Annotated in this window: 18 protein-coding genes; 9 read left to right on the top strand and 9 right to left on the bottom strand. The window is 34.8% G+C overall.

All coding sequences use genetic code 11. The annotated features are described in order from the left end of the window. Positions 1 to 34 precede the first annotated feature (34 nt). Positions 35 to 235, top strand: coding sequence for a CsbD family protein (locus tag QOX03_RS04425; RefSeq protein ID WP_119059412.1), 201 nt, complete (start codon positions 35 to 37; stop codon positions 233 to 235). Positions 236 to 413: 178 nt separating this feature from the next. On the opposite strand, the gene gap is transcribed toward QOX03_RS04425, so the two are convergent. From gap to QOX03_RS04445, 4 genes are all read right to left on the bottom strand, one after another. Beyond that, entirely contained in the window at positions 414 to 1,436 is a 1,023-nt protein-coding gene (gap, locus tag QOX03_RS04430; RefSeq protein WP_119058069.1) for a type I glyceraldehyde-3-phosphate dehydrogenase, read from the bottom strand. Between the two features lie 24 nt (positions 1,437 to 1,460). Next, entirely contained in the window at positions 1,461 to 2,447 is a 987-nt protein-coding gene (gene pfkA, locus QOX03_RS04435) for a 6-phosphofructokinase (RefSeq protein WP_119058068.1), read from the bottom strand. 128 nt (positions 2,448 to 2,575) lie between these two features. Then, positions 2,576 to 4,579, bottom strand: coding sequence for an excinuclease ABC subunit UvrB (gene uvrB / locus QOX03_RS04440; RefSeq protein WP_283671680.1), 2,004 nt, complete (start codon positions 4,577 to 4,579; stop codon positions 2,576 to 2,578). Positions 4,580 to 4,665: 86 nt separating this feature from the next. Further along, positions 4,666 to 5,355 carry a zinc metallopeptidase gene (locus tag QOX03_RS04445; protein ID WP_283671681.1) on the bottom strand — a complete coding sequence of 230 codons (690 nt, stop codon included), beginning with the start codon at positions 5,353 to 5,355 and terminating at the stop codon, positions 4,666 to 4,668. A gap of 127 nt (positions 5,356 to 5,482) precedes the next feature. On the opposite strand from QOX03_RS04445, the gene QOX03_RS04450 reads away from it, so the two are divergent. Beyond that, positions 5,483 to 6,604 (top strand): GNAT family N-acetyltransferase, encoded by a 1,122-nt coding sequence (locus QOX03_RS04450; RefSeq protein WP_283671682.1) that lies wholly within the window; start codon positions 5,483 to 5,485, stop codon positions 6,602 to 6,604. Here the strand turns inward: QOX03_RS04450 and QOX03_RS04455 are convergent. Further along, entirely contained in the window at positions 6,583 to 7,038 is a 456-nt protein-coding gene (locus tag QOX03_RS04455; RefSeq protein ID WP_283671683.1) for a helix-turn-helix domain-containing protein, read from the bottom strand. The two genes, QOX03_RS04450 and QOX03_RS04455, sit on opposite strands and share 22 nt — an antisense overlap. A 262-nt stretch (positions 7,039 to 7,300) precedes the next feature. On the opposite strand from QOX03_RS04455, the gene QOX03_RS04460 reads away from it, so the two are divergent. The 5 genes from QOX03_RS04460 (at position 7,301) to porT (ending at position 12,207) form a co-directional block, all read left to right on the top strand. After that, positions 7,301 to 8,434 (top strand): M14 family zinc carboxypeptidase, encoded by a 1,134-nt coding sequence (locus QOX03_RS04460; RefSeq protein WP_283671684.1) that lies wholly within the window; start codon positions 7,301 to 7,303, stop codon positions 8,432 to 8,434. Between the two features lie 226 nt (positions 8,435 to 8,660). Continuing rightward, entirely contained in the window at positions 8,661 to 9,935 is a 1,275-nt protein-coding gene (locus QOX03_RS04465) for an acetyl-CoA hydrolase/transferase family protein (RefSeq protein WP_119058062.1), read from the top strand. A 132-nt stretch (positions 9,936 to 10,067) separates the two neighbouring features. Further along, positions 10,068 to 10,631: a hypothetical protein gene (locus QOX03_RS04470; protein ID WP_283671685.1), complete on the top strand. Its 564-nt coding sequence runs from the start codon at positions 10,068 to 10,070 to the stop codon at positions 10,629 to 10,631. A gap of 7 nt (positions 10,632 to 10,638) precedes the next feature. After that, positions 10,639 to 11,367: a bifunctional demethylmenaquinone methyltransferase/2-methoxy-6-polyprenyl-1,4-benzoquinol methylase UbiE gene (gene ubiE / locus QOX03_RS04475; RefSeq protein WP_283671686.1), complete on the top strand. Its 729-nt coding sequence runs from the start codon at positions 10,639 to 10,641 to the stop codon at positions 11,365 to 11,367. 24 nt (positions 11,368 to 11,391) lie between these two features. Beyond that, positions 11,392 to 12,207: a type IX secretion/gliding motility protein PorT/SprT gene (gene porT / locus QOX03_RS04480; protein ID WP_283671687.1), complete on the top strand. Its 816-nt coding sequence runs from the start codon at positions 11,392 to 11,394 to the stop codon at positions 12,205 to 12,207. A gap of 184 nt (positions 12,208 to 12,391) precedes the next feature. Here porT and QOX03_RS04485 read toward each other — a convergent pair whose 3' ends face one another. Next, on the bottom strand, positions 12,392 to 13,576 hold the full coding sequence (locus tag QOX03_RS04485) for an acetate/propionate family kinase (RefSeq protein ID WP_283671688.1): 1,185 nt from the start codon (positions 13,574 to 13,576) through the stop codon (positions 12,392 to 12,394). A 6-nt stretch (positions 13,577 to 13,582) separates the two neighbouring features. Then, on the bottom strand, positions 13,583 to 15,673 hold the full coding sequence (gene pta, locus QOX03_RS04490; protein WP_283671689.1) for a phosphate acetyltransferase: 2,091 nt from the start codon (positions 15,671 to 15,673) through the stop codon (positions 13,583 to 13,585). A gap of 492 nt (positions 15,674 to 16,165) precedes the next feature. Here pta and QOX03_RS04495 point away from each other — a divergent pair, with 492 nt between their 5' ends. Then, positions 16,166 to 16,915: a YaaA family protein gene (locus QOX03_RS04495; RefSeq protein ID WP_283671690.1), complete on the top strand. Its 750-nt coding sequence runs from the start codon at positions 16,166 to 16,168 to the stop codon at positions 16,913 to 16,915. Then, complete coding sequence (locus QOX03_RS04500) at positions 16,916 to 18,355, top strand: ArnT family glycosyltransferase (RefSeq protein WP_283671691.1); 1,440 nt, start codon at positions 16,916 to 16,918, stop codon at positions 18,353 to 18,355. It begins immediately after the preceding gene. Between the two features lie 24 nt (positions 18,356 to 18,379). Here the strand turns inward: QOX03_RS04500 and QOX03_RS04505 are convergent, their stop codons facing one another. Together QOX03_RS04505 and QOX03_RS04510 are read right to left on the bottom strand one after the other, a co-directional pair. Further along, the gene (locus tag QOX03_RS04505; RefSeq protein ID WP_283671692.1) at positions 18,380 to 18,769 is read right to left on the bottom strand and encodes an MFS transporter; all 390 of its coding nucleotides are present in this window, start codon (positions 18,767 to 18,769) and stop codon (positions 18,380 to 18,382) included. Positions 18,770 to 18,825: 56 nt separating this feature from the next. After that, the gene (locus tag QOX03_RS04510) at positions 18,826 to 19,203 is read right to left on the bottom strand and encodes a RidA family protein (RefSeq protein WP_283671693.1); all 378 of its coding nucleotides are present in this window, start codon (positions 19,201 to 19,203) and stop codon (positions 18,826 to 18,828) included. Between the last annotated feature and the right edge of the window lie 2 nt (positions 19,204 to 19,205).

The raw sequence follows: 19,205 nt of genomic DNA on the forward strand, positions 1-19,205 counted from the left end.
AAATTAAAAAGTTATAACAATTTAAAATAATATTATGGACAATTCATTTGAAACAAAGTTAAAAGGAAACTGGAATCAACTAAAAGGAAAAGCTAAACAACAATGGGCTGATTTGACTGATGATGACTTATTATACGAAGAGGGAAAATCAGATGAATTGTTTGGTAAAATTCAAAAGAAAACTGGTCAAGCAGTAGAAGATATTAAAGATTGGTTTAGCAAAAACTTTGACTAATTATCTTGATTATAATTTTCAGTTTAACTCCTGCGATTGCGGGAGTTTTTATTTTTTTTGAGCCTTTATAAATTTTAATAAACATTGACTTTTAAGTTTCTGTGCAAAAAAAGGAGTCTAAAAATCAAATAAAAATCCCGCAAGAAATTTTACGGGATTTTTTTAAGTCTTAAAAAATTTATGAAATTAGTTCTGCAAAATGCTTAGTCAATCTAACTAATTGAGCGGTATAAGACATTTCATTATCATACCAAGTAATGATTTTTACTAGTTGCTCGCCATTCTCATCTTCTAAAACTTCTGTAGAAAGAAGATCAAAATAAGAGCCGTAAGTTATTCCTATAATATCTGAAGAAACAATAGGCTCGTCAGTATATCCTAGGGTATCTTTCAAATCTCCATCTGCTGCTGCAATGATAGCATTATTAACGTCTTCTTTTGTTACTTTCTTATTTAAACGAGCAGTTAAATCAACTAAGGAACCAGTTGGTACGGGAACGCGAAGAGCCATTCCATCTAATTTCCCTTTCAATTCAGGTAAGACTAAACCAACTGCGGCGGCAGCACCAGTTGTAGTAGGGACGATGTTAGCTGCTGCTGCACGTGCTCTTCTCAAGTCACTGTGTGGCCCATCTAGTGTATTTTGATCATTAGTATAGCCGTGGACTGTTGTCATCAAACCAGAGAGTAAACCAAATTTATCATTCAAAACCTTAGCTACAGGTGCCAAGCAGTTTGTAGTGCAAGAAGCACCAGAAAGAACGGTTTCGCTACCATCTAAAATATCATGGTTTACGTTGTAAACGATGGTTTTCATATCACCTTTGGCGGGAGCAGAGATAATCACTTTTTTAGCTCCAGCCTTGATGTGTTTTTCAGCGGCTTCTTTGGTTCTGAAGAAACCAGTACATTCTAAAACGACATCAATTCCTAATTCTTCCCAAGGAAGTTGCTCAGGGTCTTTTTGACTATAAATGGTAATTTCTCTACCATCTACGATTAATTTATCTTCTTTTACTTCTAGTGAGTCTGTTTTGAATTTACCTTGTGTAGAGTCATACTTTAATAAATGACCTAATGTTTTTGCATCGGTAAGATCGTTGATTGCTACAATATCAAAATCATTGTCGTCTTCCATTAAGCGGAATGCTAAACGACCTATTCTACCAAATCCATTGATTGCTACTTTAACTTTTGCCATAATTATTGATGTTAAATTTATAAATTATCTTGCTAATATATCTGAAACTTTTATGAGTTCCTGATCAATTTCGTTATGTTTTTGAATAGCCTCTTCTATAGGCGTAAATACAATTTTATTACTTCTGACCCCAGCCATTACTCTTGTTTTACCTTGTAATAATCCTTCCACAGCTGCAATTCCCAGTCTACTTGCCAGCACGCGGTCTGCGCAGCTAGGGTCTCCTCCTCGCTGAATATGCCCTAAGACCGTCACACGGATATCATAGTCAGGATATTTTATTTTGGTAAATTTAGCTAAATCATACACACCGCCCAATTCTTCACCTTCTGCTACAACAATTATACTTGAGAGTTTTCCTGTCTTTCTACCTCTTTCCATCGAGTCAAACATCTCCTCAATTTTATCTTTTCTCTCTGGGATTAAGATATCTTGTGCTCCACATGCGATCCCTGAATTTAATGCAATAAAACCAGCATCTCTCCCCATAACTTCTACGAAAAATACACGATTATGAGATTGCGCTGTATCACGAATTTTGTCAATAGCATTTATAACTGTATTTAGTGCCGTATCGTACCCTATCGTGAAATCCGTACCAAAAATATCATTATCTATCGTCCCAGGAATTCCAATCACTTTAACGTCATGCTCTTCACTGAATATTTTAGCTCCAGTAAAAGAGCCATCTCCACCAATCACGACTAGTGCGTCAATACCATTTTTCTTTAGGTTTTCGTAAGCTTTTTTTCGGCCTTCTTTGGTTGTAAACTCTTTAGAACGAGCTGTTTTTAAAATTGTTCCTCCGCGGTTAATAATATTGCTTACGCTTCTTGGCCCCATCGAAAATATATTATCTTCTATCAGGCCTTGGTAGCCTAGGCGAATCCCCTTACAATTTAGCCCGTTATAAATACTAGCACGCACCACGGCACGCAGCGCAGCATTCATTCCTGGTGCATCTCCACCAGAAGTCATAACTCCGATTGTATTAATATTTTGTTTCCCCATCGATTAAAATTTCAGTTACAAATATAATGAAATTTAACATTTTTATTGTACTGATATTTTTATGATTTTTGTGGGGTAAAATTCTAGTGAAATTTTTTAAGGCTTAGAAAATTTTTAAAAAATTAATTTTAAATTTCTATTCCTAATTTTTCTTTCAAGACATTGATTTCATCTCTGAGCTTTGCTGCTTGAATGAAGTCTAAATCCTTTGCTGCCTTTTGCATTTGTTGTGTTTTTTTCTCTATCACTTTGTTTAAATCTTGATTTTGATAATCCACTTGGTCTTCTGCAGCTATTTTCATCACAGATTTCTGCACATAAGGGTTATTCTCGAAATCGACTTCTTTTTTGATGCGATTAATCTTTTTTACCAAAGCTTTTGGTTCAAGATTATGATTCTTATTATATTGAATTTGGATTTCTCTGCGACGTTCTGTTTCATCAATACAACTTTGCATACTTGCCGTGATTTTATCAGCATACATGATTGCTTTTCCGTTTACGTTTCGTGCAGCGCGACCTACTGTTTGCGTTAGCGAACGATTGTTTCTCAAAAAACCCTCTTTGTCAGCATCTAAAATGGCTACCAAGCTTACCTCTGGCAAATCTAAGCCTTCACGCAATAAATTAACGCCCACCAAGACGTCGTATAAACCTTCACGCAAGTCTTGCATGATTTGTACGCGGTCTAATGTATCGACATCAGAATGAATATACTGGGTTCTAACGCCATAGCGTGTCAAGTACTTGGTCAATTCTTCTGCCATTCGTTTAGTCAAGGTGGTGACAAGCGTTCGTTCATCAATTTCAGCACGTTTTTGAATTTCTTCCATCAGATCATCCATTTGGTTGAGAGATGGGCGTACTTCAATGATGGGGTCTAGCAAACCTGTTGGGCGTATAACTTGCTCTACAACAATACCTTCACTCAATTTTAATTCATAATCGGCAGGTGTCGCAGAGACGTAAATCACTTGATTTTGTAAGCCTTCAAATTCTTCAAATTTCAGTGGTCGATTGTCCATAGCTGCTGGTAGACGAAAGCCGTATTCTACTAAATTCTCTTTTCGGCTACGGTCACCACCGTACATTGCATGAACTTGAGGAACGGTTACGTGCGATTCATCTATCACCATCAAATAATCATCTGGGAAGTAGTCGAGCAGACAAAAAGGCCGTGAGCCAGGTAATCTGCCGTCCAAATAACGGGAATAGTTTTCTATCCCAGAGCAGTAGCCTAATTCTTTCATCATTTCAACGTCAAACTCTGTTCGCTCTTTGAGTCGTTTTGCTTCTAAATTTTTTCCTATTTCTTGAAAAAAATTAACTTGTTTCCCTAAATCTGTTTGAATGTTTTGAATTGCACCATTCATTGTTTCTTTGGAAGTAACAAAAAGATTGGCTGGGTATAGATTAATTTTATCAAAACCTGCGATTCTTTTCCCGTTGGGAACGTTGAAGGTTTCAATTTCTTCGATGCTTTCACCGTAAAAGTGGACACGAAGTCCATCATCAGCATAGGCTGGGAAAATTTCGATGGTATCACCTTGAACACGAAAGTGACCTCGTGCAAATTCTCCTGTGGTTCTCGCATATAAACTATTGACTAGCTGATGCAAAAAGTGCGTACGGCTGATTTTCATTCCTTTCTCTAGCTGAATGACACTTTTGTGAAATTCTGTTGGGTTTCCAATGCCATACAAGCATGAGACTGATGCTACAACTAGCACATCTCGCCGCCCAGAGAGGAGCGAAGATGTAGTGCTGAGTCGTAGTTTTTCAATTTCTTCATTGATGCTTAAATCCTTCTCGATGTATGTAGAAGAGTGGGGTATATAAGCTTCTGGCTGGTAATAATCGTAGTAAGAAACAAAATATTCTATAGCATTATTAGGGAAAAATTCTTTGAACTCTATATAAAGTTGAGCCGCCAAAGTTTTATTGTGTGCTAAAATCAAGGTTGGCCGCTGAACTTCTTTTACCACATTGGCAATCGTAAATGTCTTCCCCGAACCTGTAACCCCCAGTAGTACTTGGTATTTATCTTGATTTAAGATACCATTTTTTAGTTGTTTTATAGCTTTGGGTTGGTCTCCAGTAGGTTGAAAATCAGATTGCAAATTAAAATTCATATAGAAATTTTTTAAGCCTTTATAAAATTTTAATGAAATTACTTATTGAAATTATTTATCAAGACTTTTAGTTTAAAAGCAACTTTTTAATCTCTTCTCCCGCCTAAAAGAATGCTAGCGAAGTAGATCAATTGTGCCAATGACCCCAAAGCAGCAACCAAATAGGTTCTTGCAGCCCATTTGAGCGAATCTCTAGCTGCACTGTACTCCTGCGGTTGTACAATGCCGTTTTGTTGCATCCAAGCCAACGCACGATTGCTCGCATCGTATTCTACTGGTAAAGTTACAAAAGTAAATAATGTTACTACTGCAAAAGCCAATACACCAAACGTTAAAATCCAAGGATTCCCCATGCTATAATAAAGGAAAATACCACCCATAATAAGCCACATTGATAGCTGTGAGCTGATGTTGACCATCGGTACCATTTTTGAGCGAAATTGTAGCCAAGAGTAACCCACCTTATGTTGCACCGCATGGCCACATTCGTGAGCAGCTACAGCCGCCGCCGCTGCATTTCTTTCGTAATAAACTACTTCTGAGAGGTTTACCGTTTTATTTGCAGGATTGTAATGATCTGTCAATTGCCCTTGTGTACTGATGACGCGCACATCATGAATATTGTTATCGGCCAACATCTTCTCAGCGATTTCTTTTCCACTCATTCCGTTGCTGAGGTTAACGTTTGAATATTTTTTAAACTTTGATTTTAATTTCCAGCTAACATAGTAACTTACAGCTGAGATCACTATTATTAATACGTAATAAAAATTCATGGTCTTTTTTTGGATTTATTTATACTTTTACAAATATAATGCCTTTTTGGAATATAAAATGTAGAGAAGCTTCTTCATTCAAAATATTAAAAAAAATCATACTTTTGAATTTGCATTATAAAATTGAATGGAAATTATAAAAATTAGCAACCGCCGAAAAGATTTACTGAAATTTATCGAATTCCCCAAAAAACTCTATAGAGATTATCCTTATTTTGTACCACCACTAAATCAAGAAGAATTAGCCGCCTTAGATTTTGATAAAAACCCTGTATTTCAACATGCTGAAGCAGAATATTATTTAGCCTTAAAAAATGGGAAAGTAGTAGGACGAATTGCAGCGATTGTCAACTGGAAAGAAGTCAATGAGCTAGGGAAGGAGCAAGGGCGCTTTGGTTGGTTTGACTTTATTGATGATTATGATGTGAGCGCTGCTTTGCTAAAAAAAGCAGAAGACTTTATAATTTCTAAAGGCTTGAAAAAAATAGAAGGTCCCGTTGGTTTCTCTAATTTAGATAAAGCTGGATTGCTAACCAAAGGTTTTGACAAGTTACCTACCATGGTGACGCTTTATAACGCGCCTTATTATGAATCTCATTTGCTTCATTATCAGTATGAAGTTGCCAAAACTTGGGTAGAGTATGAAATGCATGTACCAGCTGAAAAACCTAAGCGAGTAGCTAAATTTTCAGCCATAATAAAAGAACGCTATGAGTTAAAAATCAAAGAGATTAAATCAAAAAAAGATTTGCTGAAAATAGCAGATTCTATGTTTGATTTGATGGATGAAACCTACGGAAAATTAAGCAGTTATGTACCTTTTCAGCCTGAGCAAATCAAACATTACAAAGAAAAATACATTGGCTTTATCAATACTGATTTTGTGACAGCCGTAGCAAATAAAGATGATAAACTGATTGCCTTTGCCATTACAATGCCTAGCTATTCTAAAGCTCTACAAAAAGCCAATGGACGGATTTTCCCCTTTGGGTGGTATCACTTTATGCAAGCATCCAAGAAAAATGATGCCGCAGCTTTTTACCTCATTGGCATCGACCCTCAGTATCAGAACAAAGGAATCACCGCTTTAGTTTTTAATGAAATGTTTAATACCTTTCAAAAATATGGAATAAAATACATTGAAACCAACCCTGAATTAATTGAAAACAAGAGTATTCAATTACTTTGGAAAGATTTGAAGCCAACGCTACACAAAACCCGAAAAAGCTATTGTAAAGAATTATCTTGATAGGCGGTGAAACTGCCGTCGGTGTAGAAAATAACAATTTGTTCAATTTTTTTTAAGCCTTTAGAAATTTCTCCTTTTTCAGGTTGAATTTCCTGCAATACTTCCTCTCCAATTTCATCAAAAAGGCTAGGAGATGAGTTTCCGATTCCCTGTTTTTCTTGAAACAAATCATTATTCTCATTCATTTTTAAAGAATGATTTTCTTTTTTCCTCTCATCACGTTCAAACATCGGTAACTTCCCGTGAATCAAAAAATCCCAACGCAGCTCGGGAAAAGTGTTTTTTATCTTCACAATAAAATCAAGACTTAAATTATTTCTCCCTGTCATAATGTGAGATAAACCAGAACGCTGAACTTCTATTTTTTCAGCTAATTCTGTTGCGTTAATATTGTAAACTTCTAAAATACTTTCTAAAATTTTCTTAGGCTTCATTTACATTGTTATTTTCAAGCGATAAATATACTTAAAATAATTATTTCATTAAACTTAAAGTTAAATTAATCTATTTAATTAAATTAAATACATTAATCAACTGAAATACAAAATATTATTAATTTTAATTATATAGTTTTTAAAATCTTTAAAAGCAGCATGACAAAATTACAGTTAGCACTTTAGATACAAATGTAAAATAAATTTAAGTATTACGAATGTAAACCACATTTATTTTTTAGAAATATAAATATCTTTGAATATGATTCAATATTTAAATTATCGTGTTCCAGGATTTGAAAATAAATACGTAAATCCTAAAAAATTAAAAGAATTTATCCAGAGACAAAACTGGAATTATCAAGTTCTAGGGAAGAGTCAACAAAATAGAGATATTTATAGCGTTAGCCTCGGGAATGGGCCGATAAAATTTGCTTTTTGGTCTCAAATGCACGGAAATGAAAGTACAAACACAAGAGCATTATTAGATTTATTTCATTATTTAGATAAAGAGCAGCCGAAGTTTTTAAACCAATTTCAATTGGATTGGATTCCACAGCTTAACCCTGATGGGGCTACAGTTTGGAATCGATATTCTGCCAGTGGAGTTGATTTAAATCGAGATTTTATACAAGAATCTACTCCAGAAATAAAAATTTTAAAATCATATATTTTTAAGAAAGGTTACAAATGTATATTTAATTTACATGATCAAAGGAATTTATTTTATACCGAAAATAATTTAAAACCAACGGAAATAGCAATACTTTCACCAGTTGTTGGTCAACATTTGATGAATGAAAATTGTAATTTAGCTAAAAAATATTTGGCTGCAATTATTAGCAAAACGAGAGAGTTTACAAATGTGAATTTAGCTAAATTTAATGATTCATTTTACCCTTTAGCTGCGGGTGATAATTTTCAGAAAAGCGTCCCAACTATTTTAGTTGAAGCAGGGTATTGCCTAAATGATTTGCAGCGTAACCGAATTAGGGAGCAATTATTTTATTTTTTTTATTCTTTATTACAAATTGATTTTTCTAAGCCTTTAAAAAATTTTGAAGCGTATCAAGAATTACCGTTAAATTCTGAGGGGGCTTATGATTTAATTTTAAAAAATGTGAAAATTATTCAGAATAATCAGGAGGTAATCACGGCATTAGGTATCCGATTTCGGGATGAATTCATTGATGAACAAGTGAAAATAATTGCAGAAGTAATTGAAATTGGTGATTTAAATATGGCCATCGGCTATGAGATTTTTGATGCACAAGGACAGATTTTAAGAAATAGTGAGTTAGGCTATGAAATTCCTCAACGTGGGATGAAGGCAGATTTTGTCTTGGGGAAGAATATAAAAATAGAAAATGGAAAAATCAGAGAAATAAAACTATAATTTAACATAATATATATTATGGGCAAAATGTTCTATGCTGAAATAAAAATGAAAAGATATTATAATTCAGTAAGGATTTATAATTTGTTGGAAAAAATACTAGAGAAATAAAAACTGGATAAGATATACTACGAGTAAATACTAAAATTTTTAAGCCTTAGAAAATTTTAAAAATGATTTAAAATATTATCTTTATTTAGTAAATTAACGGCATAAATTTTCGAGAATGATTTACAAAAGTTTAAAAGAAGCTGTAAGCCTTATTAAATCAGGAGATCGTGTGTTCATTCATAGTGCTGGAATGGCTCCTAGCCCTCTAATTGATGCGATGGCAGATGAGTATGAAAGATTAGAAAATGTAGAAATCGTTTCAATTCATACAGAGGGTTCTGCAAAATATGTGATGGAGCCTTATAATCAATCATTTAAAACAAATGTGTTTTTTGTAGGTCAGAATGTAAGAAATGCTGTTAATGAAAGTTTAGCAACCTATACTCCTATTTTTTTGAGCGAAGTACATCAGTTATTTAGAAAAAATATCTTGCCGATAGATGTGGCTTTGATTCATGTTTCACCACCAGATGAGCATGGGTTCTGCTCTCTCGGTGCTTCGGTTGATATTTCGTTGCCTGCTACAGAGACTGCTAAAAAAATCATTGCACTGGTTAACCCTCTAGTGCCCAGAGTGCATGGCGATGGCTTTATACACAAAAGTAAAATTGATGTGGCTGTAGAACATAATGAGCCGCTAAACTCGATAAAGTTGCCTGAGCCTAATGCTAGCGAAAAGAAAATCGGGGCGAATGTTGCTGAATTGATAGAAGATGGGGCTACTTTGCAAATTGGCATAGGTGCTATTCCCAATGTAGTTTTAGATAATTTGAAAAATCATCAGCGCCTAGGGATTCATACCGAGATGTTTTCTGACGGAATATTACCTTTGGTGGAATCAGGTGTCATCACTGGTGAGGAGAAGAAAATCAAACCAGGTAAGATCGTCAGTTGTTTTGCCTTGGGCAGCCAGAAACTCTATGATTTCATTAATGAAAATCCTATTGTTCAATTCAAAGAAGCTGCTTACACCAACGATACTTCTATCATCAGGCAAAACCCTAAGGTAACAGCTATAAATAGTGCTGTGGAAGTTGATTTAACAGGGCAGGTTTGTGCGGAATCTATTGGCAGTTATCATTTCTCTGGCGTTGGCGGACAGATTGACTACGTACGTGGAGCGGCACATTCAGAAGGCGGAAAGCCTATTTTTGCTTTTAGTGCAAGAACCAAGAATGGAAAATCTAAAATCGTACCCCAGCTCAAATTAGGAGCAGCCGTCACAACAACTCGTGCGCATGTACATTATATCGCCACAGAGTATGGAGTTATAAATCTTTTTGGGAAAAGTTTAAAGGAAAGAGCTAGATTGCTTATTTCTATTGCTCACCCCGATGATAGAGAATTATTGGAAAAACAAGCTTTTGAAATTCTTCACATTAAAATTTAAATTTTTAAAGCCTTAATTTTTTTTTGATTAGAGAAATATTAACAGAAATATTAATAGCCTAAAAATAAATCTTGCCTGGCAATGTGCTACGGCATTTCCATATTAATTTTTAAATTTGGGGAATTTTAAGAAATGAAAAAAGTTAGTCCCAATCTTATTGGATTCATTATTGCGGCAATCATGCTGGTAGCCTCAGTCTACATTTATCAACACTTTTTAGCCAAAAAAAGCGAATACCTTTTAGATAATAATTCCGATGAGAGTTATAAAATTCAAGTTGGGCAAACGGTTTACACCTTAGCAGCTCATCAAACTTTGCCTATACCTTTGGGCAAAGGAATTCACCATATTATTGTGAAAAATGAGAAAGATTCGCTCATCAGTCAACAAAAAATCGAGGTAAAGAAACTAAGAGGTTTAGTCAATATCGGTCATCAAACATATTTTATCTTTGGCTTGCCTTATGGTGTTAAGGTAAATGTAGATTCCATCTTTGAGCATAATAAAACCACTTACCAAGGTAAAAAATATTTTGGCCCTTTAAAAATTGATAGTTCTTTTTACATTGAAGATTTTTATTACAATTTGAATGAAAATTTCCCTTCGCTCACCAAAAGTTCTTTGAATGATACTTTGCGAACCAAGATTTTCCGTGAAGGTGATTTTAAACAATTTTATTTTGAACACTTTGAATAAACTAATTATGTCACAAAAAATAAAACCATACAATACCCAAAAATCCAAAAAAAATGAAGTGGAAGAAATGTTTGACAATATTTCTTCTAAATACGATTTCCTAAACCGCTTGCTTTCGGCTCGCATAGATGTGCTTTGGCGAAACCAAGTTGTGAGTAAAGCCAAAAAAGAAAATCCTGAAAAAATTCTTGACGTCGCCACTGGGACTGGTGACTTAGCCATTGCCTTAGCAAGAAAAATAAAGGCTTCAAAAATCACAGGCTACGATCTCTCTGCTGGTATGTTACAAATTGGGAAGCAGAAAATAAGTAAAAAAAACTTACAAAATCGCATCGAAATGATTCAGGGAGATGCAGAAAATATGCCGTTTGATGATGATTCCTTTGATGCTATAACAGTCGCTTTTGGGGTAAGAAATTTTGAAAATTTAGACCAAGGTTTAACTGAATTCTACCGTGTGCTAAAACCAGGCGGGAAATTATTTATTTTAGAATTTTCTCAACCACAGAAATTTCCTATGAAGCAATTGTATCAATTTTATTCATACCGTATTTTGCCTGCAATCGGTCAATTATTCTCCAGAGATAGCCGTGCCTATACCTATTTGCCTGAGTCGGTTTCCGCCTTTCCGCACGGTGAAGAAATGCTCAATATTTTGAAGAAAAATCAATTTAAGCAAGTCAAAGATAAAAAACTTAGCTTTGGGATCTCAAGTATATATGAAGCAATCAAATAATTTAACTTCACCAAAATTATGAAGATGAAAAATTTTATAACACTATTGGTTTTCTTTTGTTTCTGCACAATTCAGGCACAATTCAGAGTAAATTATGACAAAAAAGATAAATTTACTGAGCTAGACCAGCAGCGTTTTTCTTGGGGGTACTTTATTGGTTTAAATCACTTTAATTTTAATGTCCACCCTGTTCATCAAAATCAATTAAATCCTACGGGTGTTGGCATCAATTCTTACGGGAAATTCAATGTTTATTCTGATAATAAGTTGGGGTTCTCTGCTGGATTGATGGGGCGGATGAAAGTCAGTGAATATTTCGATCTTTTCATTCAGCCAGGGATTCATTTCACTGAGCGTATTTTACACTTTAATCACATAGAAGTAGGGAAAACTTACAACAAACCAGACCCTAAGAATCCTTATGACCCACATTTTAGTTCAGGAACATTTACTGCAACTGAAGGTTCAAAAACGAGAGCAGTCAAATCTACTTATCTAGATTTACCACTTTTCATTCAGCTGCATGGTGACCGCTGGTTCAACACTCGTCCTTATATTCAAGCTGGTTTTGGGTATATGGCAAATTTGCAAAGCAATCAAAATTCCCAAGATGATAATGAAGATGGAATTTTCCGTTTGAAAAGTAATAATTATAATTACCAAATTGAAACTGGTATTAGTATTTATTTCAATCGATTTAGGTTGACACCTTCAGTCAAAGGAGTTTTTTTACTAAACAACGAATTGATTCCTGACGATATAGACACGCCCCAGATTTGGGCAGGTTCTGTCAAGTCATTGAAAACCAGAGCGATTTTATTTAGCTTAAAATTTGAATAAAATTTTTTAAGGCTTAAAAAAAATTAGAAGGTAAATAATTTTGATATATTTACCTTCGGTGTATTTAGGATTTTTAAATTACTGATATTTAGATTATTATGAGAGAATTTTGTACAGCTTAGCTTATTTTTTATTAATCGTTTCCTATAAATTTTAATGACCGATAATTACTTAAGTGGGGCTTTTAATTCAAAAGTTGAAAAGTTTGCTTAGCAATCTCTAATTCTTCATTGGTTGGAATCACAATAATTTTCACTCTCGCAGTCTCTTTTTGAATTTCTCTGATTTCTTTTGCACGAATTTTATTTAATTCTGGGTTCAGTTCAATCCCAAAGTAATCCATATCTCTACAAACCAAATCTCTAATGATGTCACTGTTTTCACCAATTCCAGCTGTAAACACCAAGGCATCTAGCCCGTTCATGGCAGCAGCATAACTTCCAATTTCTTTTTTGATACGGTAAGCATTCATTTCTAGTGCCAATTGACATTTTTCATCACCTTTCTCTGCACGGTCTTCGATATCGCGTAAATCACTAAAGCCCGTCATACCCAACATTCCACTTTCTTTAGTGAAAATTCGATTTAATTCTTCGGCAGAGTAATTGTATTTATTCATCAAATAGAAAATAATTCCTTGGTCTAGTGAGCCAGTACGAGTTCCCATAATGAAGCCTTCATTGGGCCCGAAGCCTAAGCTGTGGTCGATACTTTTCCCGTTGAGGACGGCTGTCGCACTGCAACCATTGCCTAAGTGTAGACAAATAATTTTACTATCTTTTTTCCCTAAATACGCTATGGCTTTTTCTGAAACATATTTGTGTGAAATACCATGGAAACCATATACACGAATGTCTTTTTCGGTATAGAAATCATCAGCTAAAGCATATTTATACGCTTTCTCAGGCATAGTTTGGTGGAAAGAAGTGTCAAAAACGGCGATTTGCTGTGCTTTATCAAAAATATTTTCAGCAACTTCAATTCCTTTTAAATTCGCTGGATTGTGCAGCGGAGCCAAGTCAAAAAGTTCTTGAATACTATCTTTCACCGACTGATTGATTAAAGTCGTTTGAGTAAATTTCTTGCCTCCGTGAACCACACGATGTCCCACGGCCTCGATTTCATCAGCATTCTTGATGACGCCTACTTCTTCATTTTGAAGCAAATCTGCTACAACCTTGAGTCCAAACTCGTGCGTAGGAATCGGCTGTAGAATTTTCTTTTGGTTTTGGTCGGTTTTATAATTAACTATACCTTCTTCTAAACCTATTCTTTCAATTAATCCACTGGCAAGGACGGTTTCTGCTGGCATGTCTATCAGTTGAAATTTTATAGATGAGCTACCAGAATTAATAATGAGTACTTTCATAGAATTTTAATAATCTTGTGCTTGAATTGCAGTTAATATAATTGTGTTAAATACGTCTTCTGTAGTACAACCTCTACTCAAATCGTTTACTGGTTTATTTAAACCTTGCAACATTGGGCCAATTGCTATAGCTCCAGTTTCACGCTGCACAGCTTTGTAAGTATTATTCCCAGTATTTAAATCAGGGAAAATCAACACATTGGCGCTTCCTGCCACTTCTGAGTCAGGTAATTTTTTCAGTCCAACGCTGGCATCTACAGCAGCATCATATTGAATTGGACCTTCCACTTTAAGATCTGGTCTTTTTTCTTTCACAATTTTTGTAGCCTCGCGTACACGATCTACGTCCTCTCCTTTCCCACTGCTTCCGCTAGAATAAGAAAGCATGGCAATGCGTGGTTCTATACCAAAGGCTTTGGAACTATCAGCCGAAGATATTGCAATTTCTGCCAACTGCTCTGCTGTAGGGTTAGGGTTGATGGCACAATCTCCCATCACAGAAACTCGGTCATCTAAACACATAAAGAAGACTGACGAAACAATGGAACATCCAGGCTTGGTTTTGATAAATTGCAAGGCAGGGCGAATCGTGTGTTGCGTTGTATGAACCGCACCACTCACCATCCCGTGAGCATCATTTTTATAAATCATCATCGTACCAAAATAGGAGACATCATACATTGTATCTTCTGCCATTTGCTTATTGATTCCTTTGTGTTTTCGTAGTTCATAGAATGTCTCTGTGTACTCTTCAAAACGCTCAAAGTTATGCGGATCTATGATTTCTACTGAACTGAAATCAATATTTAAATTTAGATTTTTAATCTTATTATTAATTTCCTCCTCGTTCCCCAACAAAACAATATCAACCAACCCCATTTTGCTCAAACGAGCCGTTGCACTTAGAATTCTTTCATCTAAGGCTTCTGGCAAAACAATTTTCTTTTTCTCCTTGCGTGCCATATTGATGAGATCATATTGAAACATTCTTGGCGTACGAATTTTATTCTGAAACTGGTTAACGTTTTGAATTAAAGCTTCTGGGTTAACATATTGATTAAATGCATTGACTAAAGCTTCAATTTTTGATTGATTATCAGAAGTTACTCTAGATGGAATACTACCAATGAGTTGCGTGGTCTCAAAAGTTCCCGTTTCAACACTCAGTATCGGAATTAATTTTTCTAAACCAGTCAATAATTGATTTATGGTTTCTTCTAGCAAAATACCACCTGTCAATACAATACCAGAAAGCTGTGGGTAATTGCTAGAAATATGTGCCTGTATAGAACCTAAAATGATGTCTGCCCGATCCCCTGGTGTGATGACTAAGCCATTTTCTTGAATATGATTTAAAAAATGTGGTAATTGCATCGCTCCTACAGCAAATTTCCCTGTGAGATTTGAAAGTAATTCTTCTCCAAACAAAAGTTTCGCACCCAAGTGGTTGGCTATTTCTGCTACCGTCGGATTTTTTAGCTTATCAACCATCGGGATAATGATTTTTTCCACCTTTTCAGGTAGGAAATTATCCAAATACCCTTTTAATTCCTCAATATTTTCAGGTTGAATTTTATTTGCCACGACACCCACTACCTCTACGTCTTCGCTGTTGTAGATTTGATAAGCCATTTCCAAATTTCGATTAAATTCCTTGAAACCCTTCCCTACTCCACTGCTTACAATCAAGGTTGGAAGCCCTAAATTTTTGGCAATATTAACGTTCCAATCAAACTCAAAAACGCTGCTTTCGCCAATAAAGTCAGTTCCCTCTACCAACACAAAATCAAATTGGCTTTCAATTTTTTTGTACTTCTCAATAATGATGTCTAACGACTCGCCAATACGATTGGAATTTCTATTCTCAATCAAAACATCGCGCGTCACACCATACATCTCTTCATAAGGAATCGAAATATTGAATTTATCTATAAAAGTATTGATATGATTATCAGCGTTTTTATCCCCTGAGCTTACCACTGGCCTGAAGTAGCCTACCTTTGCCATTCGCCCTAGAAGTGCATTCATTAAACCTAAAGTAATGATTGATTTTCCGCTGTGTGGTTCTAGCGTTGCAATGTAAATTCCTTTATTCATAGAACAATTGTGTTACTGACAAAAGTAAGAAATTTTAAGAAATTTAATTGAAAAGTAATGCATTTAAAACCATGATAAATTTCAGTAAAAATAACCCGTAGTGCATTATAAAGAAAGTCAGTTGCTTAAAAGCTTAAAATGATTTCATAATATTGATTTAAAGTTAAATACAATTAATTAACTTAATTATTTTTAGTTAAATTTAAGTTAACTGAAACCTTATTTCATCAGTTCTGTGACCAGCTTTAGAAGAAATTACACCAAAATTTTTAAGGGATTTAAACTAGAATTATGGCTAAAATTTTATAAGGCTTAAAAAATTCAGTTGCTTGATAAATTTGTATTTGATAGAAATATTAATCATTGCAGACTCTTTTCATGGAAAATGACTATTTTTGCCCTTTGTTAGAACTTTAAACTTACTAAGAAGAAGGGTAACCTTTTGAGCCTAATTTTATCTGACACAATGATTAACCTTATACTTTTATCTTTATGAAATTATTTCTCTCCCCTGCCAAGCGTCTTCAAACTGATTTCAGCAATGAATGGGGCTCTCTACAAACACCAAAATTCATTGATGAGGCTAAAAAAATCATGCAAGAATTACGAGAAAAAAGCCCACAAAAATTAGAAAATTTAATGGGAATTTCAAGTGATATTGCTGAGATGAACTACGAAAGAAATCAAGTATGGAGTTCAAACCCTCAAGAAAAATTAACCGCTGTACAAATGTTTGATGGAGAAGTTTACCGAGGCTTGACTGATGAGAAATTGAGCGATGCAGCAAAAGAATACTTGAAAAAAAATCTTTATATCCTATCTGGCTTATACGGAATTTTATCGCCCCACAGTACTGTGATGCCTTATCGGCTAGAGATGGGAACCAAGCTCTGGGACGACAAAAGATTAGACCAATTTTGGCAAGAAAAACTGACTGATTTTGTGAATCAAAACACCCAAAAAGATGAAATTCTACTTGATTTATCAAGCATGGAATACATGAAATCTTTGAACCAAAAAAAATTAAAAGGAAGGGTTTATGACTTGAAATTCATGGATTTCAAAAACGGAAAGTATAAACAAATCACCGTTTATTTCAAAAAAGCACGAGGAGCTATGGCACGTTATTGTGCCGAAAATAACATTCAAAATCTAGACGGAATTAAAGCTTTCAACGGTATGGATTATCTCTTCAATGATGAGTTATCTACCGAAAAAACTTTGGTTTTCACTCGCCGATAGATGAGAAGCTTTGTTTCAAAAAAGATTTTTTTAATCTATTTCATCATTGCATTTTTGCTTCGATTTCCCTTTTTCTTTTTAGATGCAATAGATCATGATGAGAGTACATTCATTCTGGTAGGGCAACACTTGGCAGATGGCTTTTTGCCTTACTACGATTTGTGGGATTTAAAACCACCAGGAATTTTTTATTATTTCGGAGCCCTTCTCAGTTTATTTGGTAAAAAATTATGGCTCATTCGCTTAAGTGGTGTTATTTTAGTCTCATTTTCAGCTTGGTTTTGCTATAAAATTAGTCTAAATTTTGTAGAGAAAAAATCAGCTTTTTGGGCAGGAATTCTCTGTATTTATTTACTCTCGGTTTTTGGTACGATGCAAGGTGTGATGTCAGAGCACATCGGGATTTTACCTTTTTTATTAGCATTCTATTATTTGCTAAAACCTTTGAATTGGAAAAACACTATCATCATCGGTTTTGGGTTTGGCTTAGCATTCATTTGCCGACTGAACTTAGCTTACCCAGCCGTAGTGGTTTTGCTTCTCTCCTATTTTTTTGAGCAAAATTTTTTAAGCCTTAAAAAAAAATCAAATTATTTCATCATTATAATTAGCGGGTTTTCAGTACTTTTTTTAGCAGCCTTTCCTTATTTTCTAAAAAATGATTTACACTTTCTTTACCAAACAGTCATTAAAGCTTCACTCGCTTATTCAAATGCAGATTGGGCGGCCGTTATTTCCACATTGCCTTCGATTTTTATTTTTCTAAGCCTTACATTTTCATTCATTTTTTTAAATCTTCAGAAAAAATCTTTTGGGCGAAACGCCATCCTTTTGAGCGGCGTTTTATTTGGAATGATTTTCATGTTTTTGAAAAGTGGGAAAATTAACGGGCATTATTTGATTCAGATTTACCCCTTTTTATGTGTAATTTTTGTTTATTTGATTAAAAATTATTTTGTTAAAATTCGCTATCAAAAAGTTCAAAAATTCATTGCCCTATTTTTCATCCTAGCTGCCAGTGAAAGTTATTTTCAATACTTCAAATTGATTCAGCATCAGTATACTACATCTTCTTGGTTGATGGGTGATGCTTTTGAAATCAGTGATTGGCTAGAAAAAAATCATCCTCTTGAGAAAAATTTATTTTTCATGAAAAGTCATTTGGGCTATTGGCTGACCCAAACCCAACCTCCCACACCCGTGGTAACGCACCCTACAAATGTGTACCGAGAGACAGCTTATCTATATTTGAAATCACCAAGAAAATCACCAGCAGTTGAATTAAATTACATTTTCAATGATTTACAACCGAAATTCATTATCGAGAAAAAAGATTATTTAGAAAGAAATAAAAATCCAAACAATCCTTTTTTCGGATTCTATAAAGCTTATCAAAAAGTTTATGAAACTAAAAGTGCTGTGATTTTAGAACGAAAATGAATTTTTTTAAGGCTTAAAAAATTTTCATAAAATTTTATTTCTTTTTTGAATTTCATCTACCGCTTTTCCACCTAGCCAAGAGAATGGGAAAAACACAAACAAAAGGCTGATGAAGTACCAAGTCGGGTGCTGATTTATAAAGAAGTAGTCTAAGACTGCAATTCCAAACAAAATAAACCCAATAAGCATGGCATAGGCTTGCTTGGCTTGCGGAACAAACATGGCTGTGACCACTCCGCCTACAATCGAACCTATGCCGTAAGCGGTGAGCAATGCGATGAAGAAGTTGGGCGGCGCCTGAGCTACGACGTCTCTCCAATAGAGGAAGATGTCGCTTTTTGTCTGTATTTCTATATTGTTAAGCTCATCAAACCATTGCTTATTTGCTGTGGCACCTAATAGAATGATTGTCATTGCTATACTAAGCCCAATTAAAATGGCTAAAGTATTTTTTATCAGATTTTCAGTCATTACGCTACCGCTATTAGAGATATTTCTACCAAAACGTCTTTGGGCAAACGGCTGACTTCTACTGTTTCCCGTGCTGGTAAATGTTTTGAATCGAAGTAGCTCCCATAAACCTCATTGACTACGGCAAAATCATTCATATCTTTCAGGAAGATACTGCATTTGATGACTTTGCTGAACGCTGAGCCTGCTTCAGCCAAGATGGCTTTTAGGTTTTCCATTACTTGTTGCGTTTGCTCTTTAACATTGCCTGAAACTAAAGTATTTGTTTCGGGATGAAAGGGAATCTGGCCAGAAATGTACAAAATCCCGTTGGCTATAACTGCTTGGCTGTATGGCCCGACGGCTTGTGGTGCTTGTTTTGTTGAAATGTATTTCATTT

Origin of the sequence: Candidatus Ornithobacterium hominis, from assembly GCF_951229915.1 — a bacterium.
Lineage (GTDB): Bacteria > Bacteroidota > Bacteroidia > Flavobacteriales > Weeksellaceae > Ornithobacterium > Ornithobacterium hominis.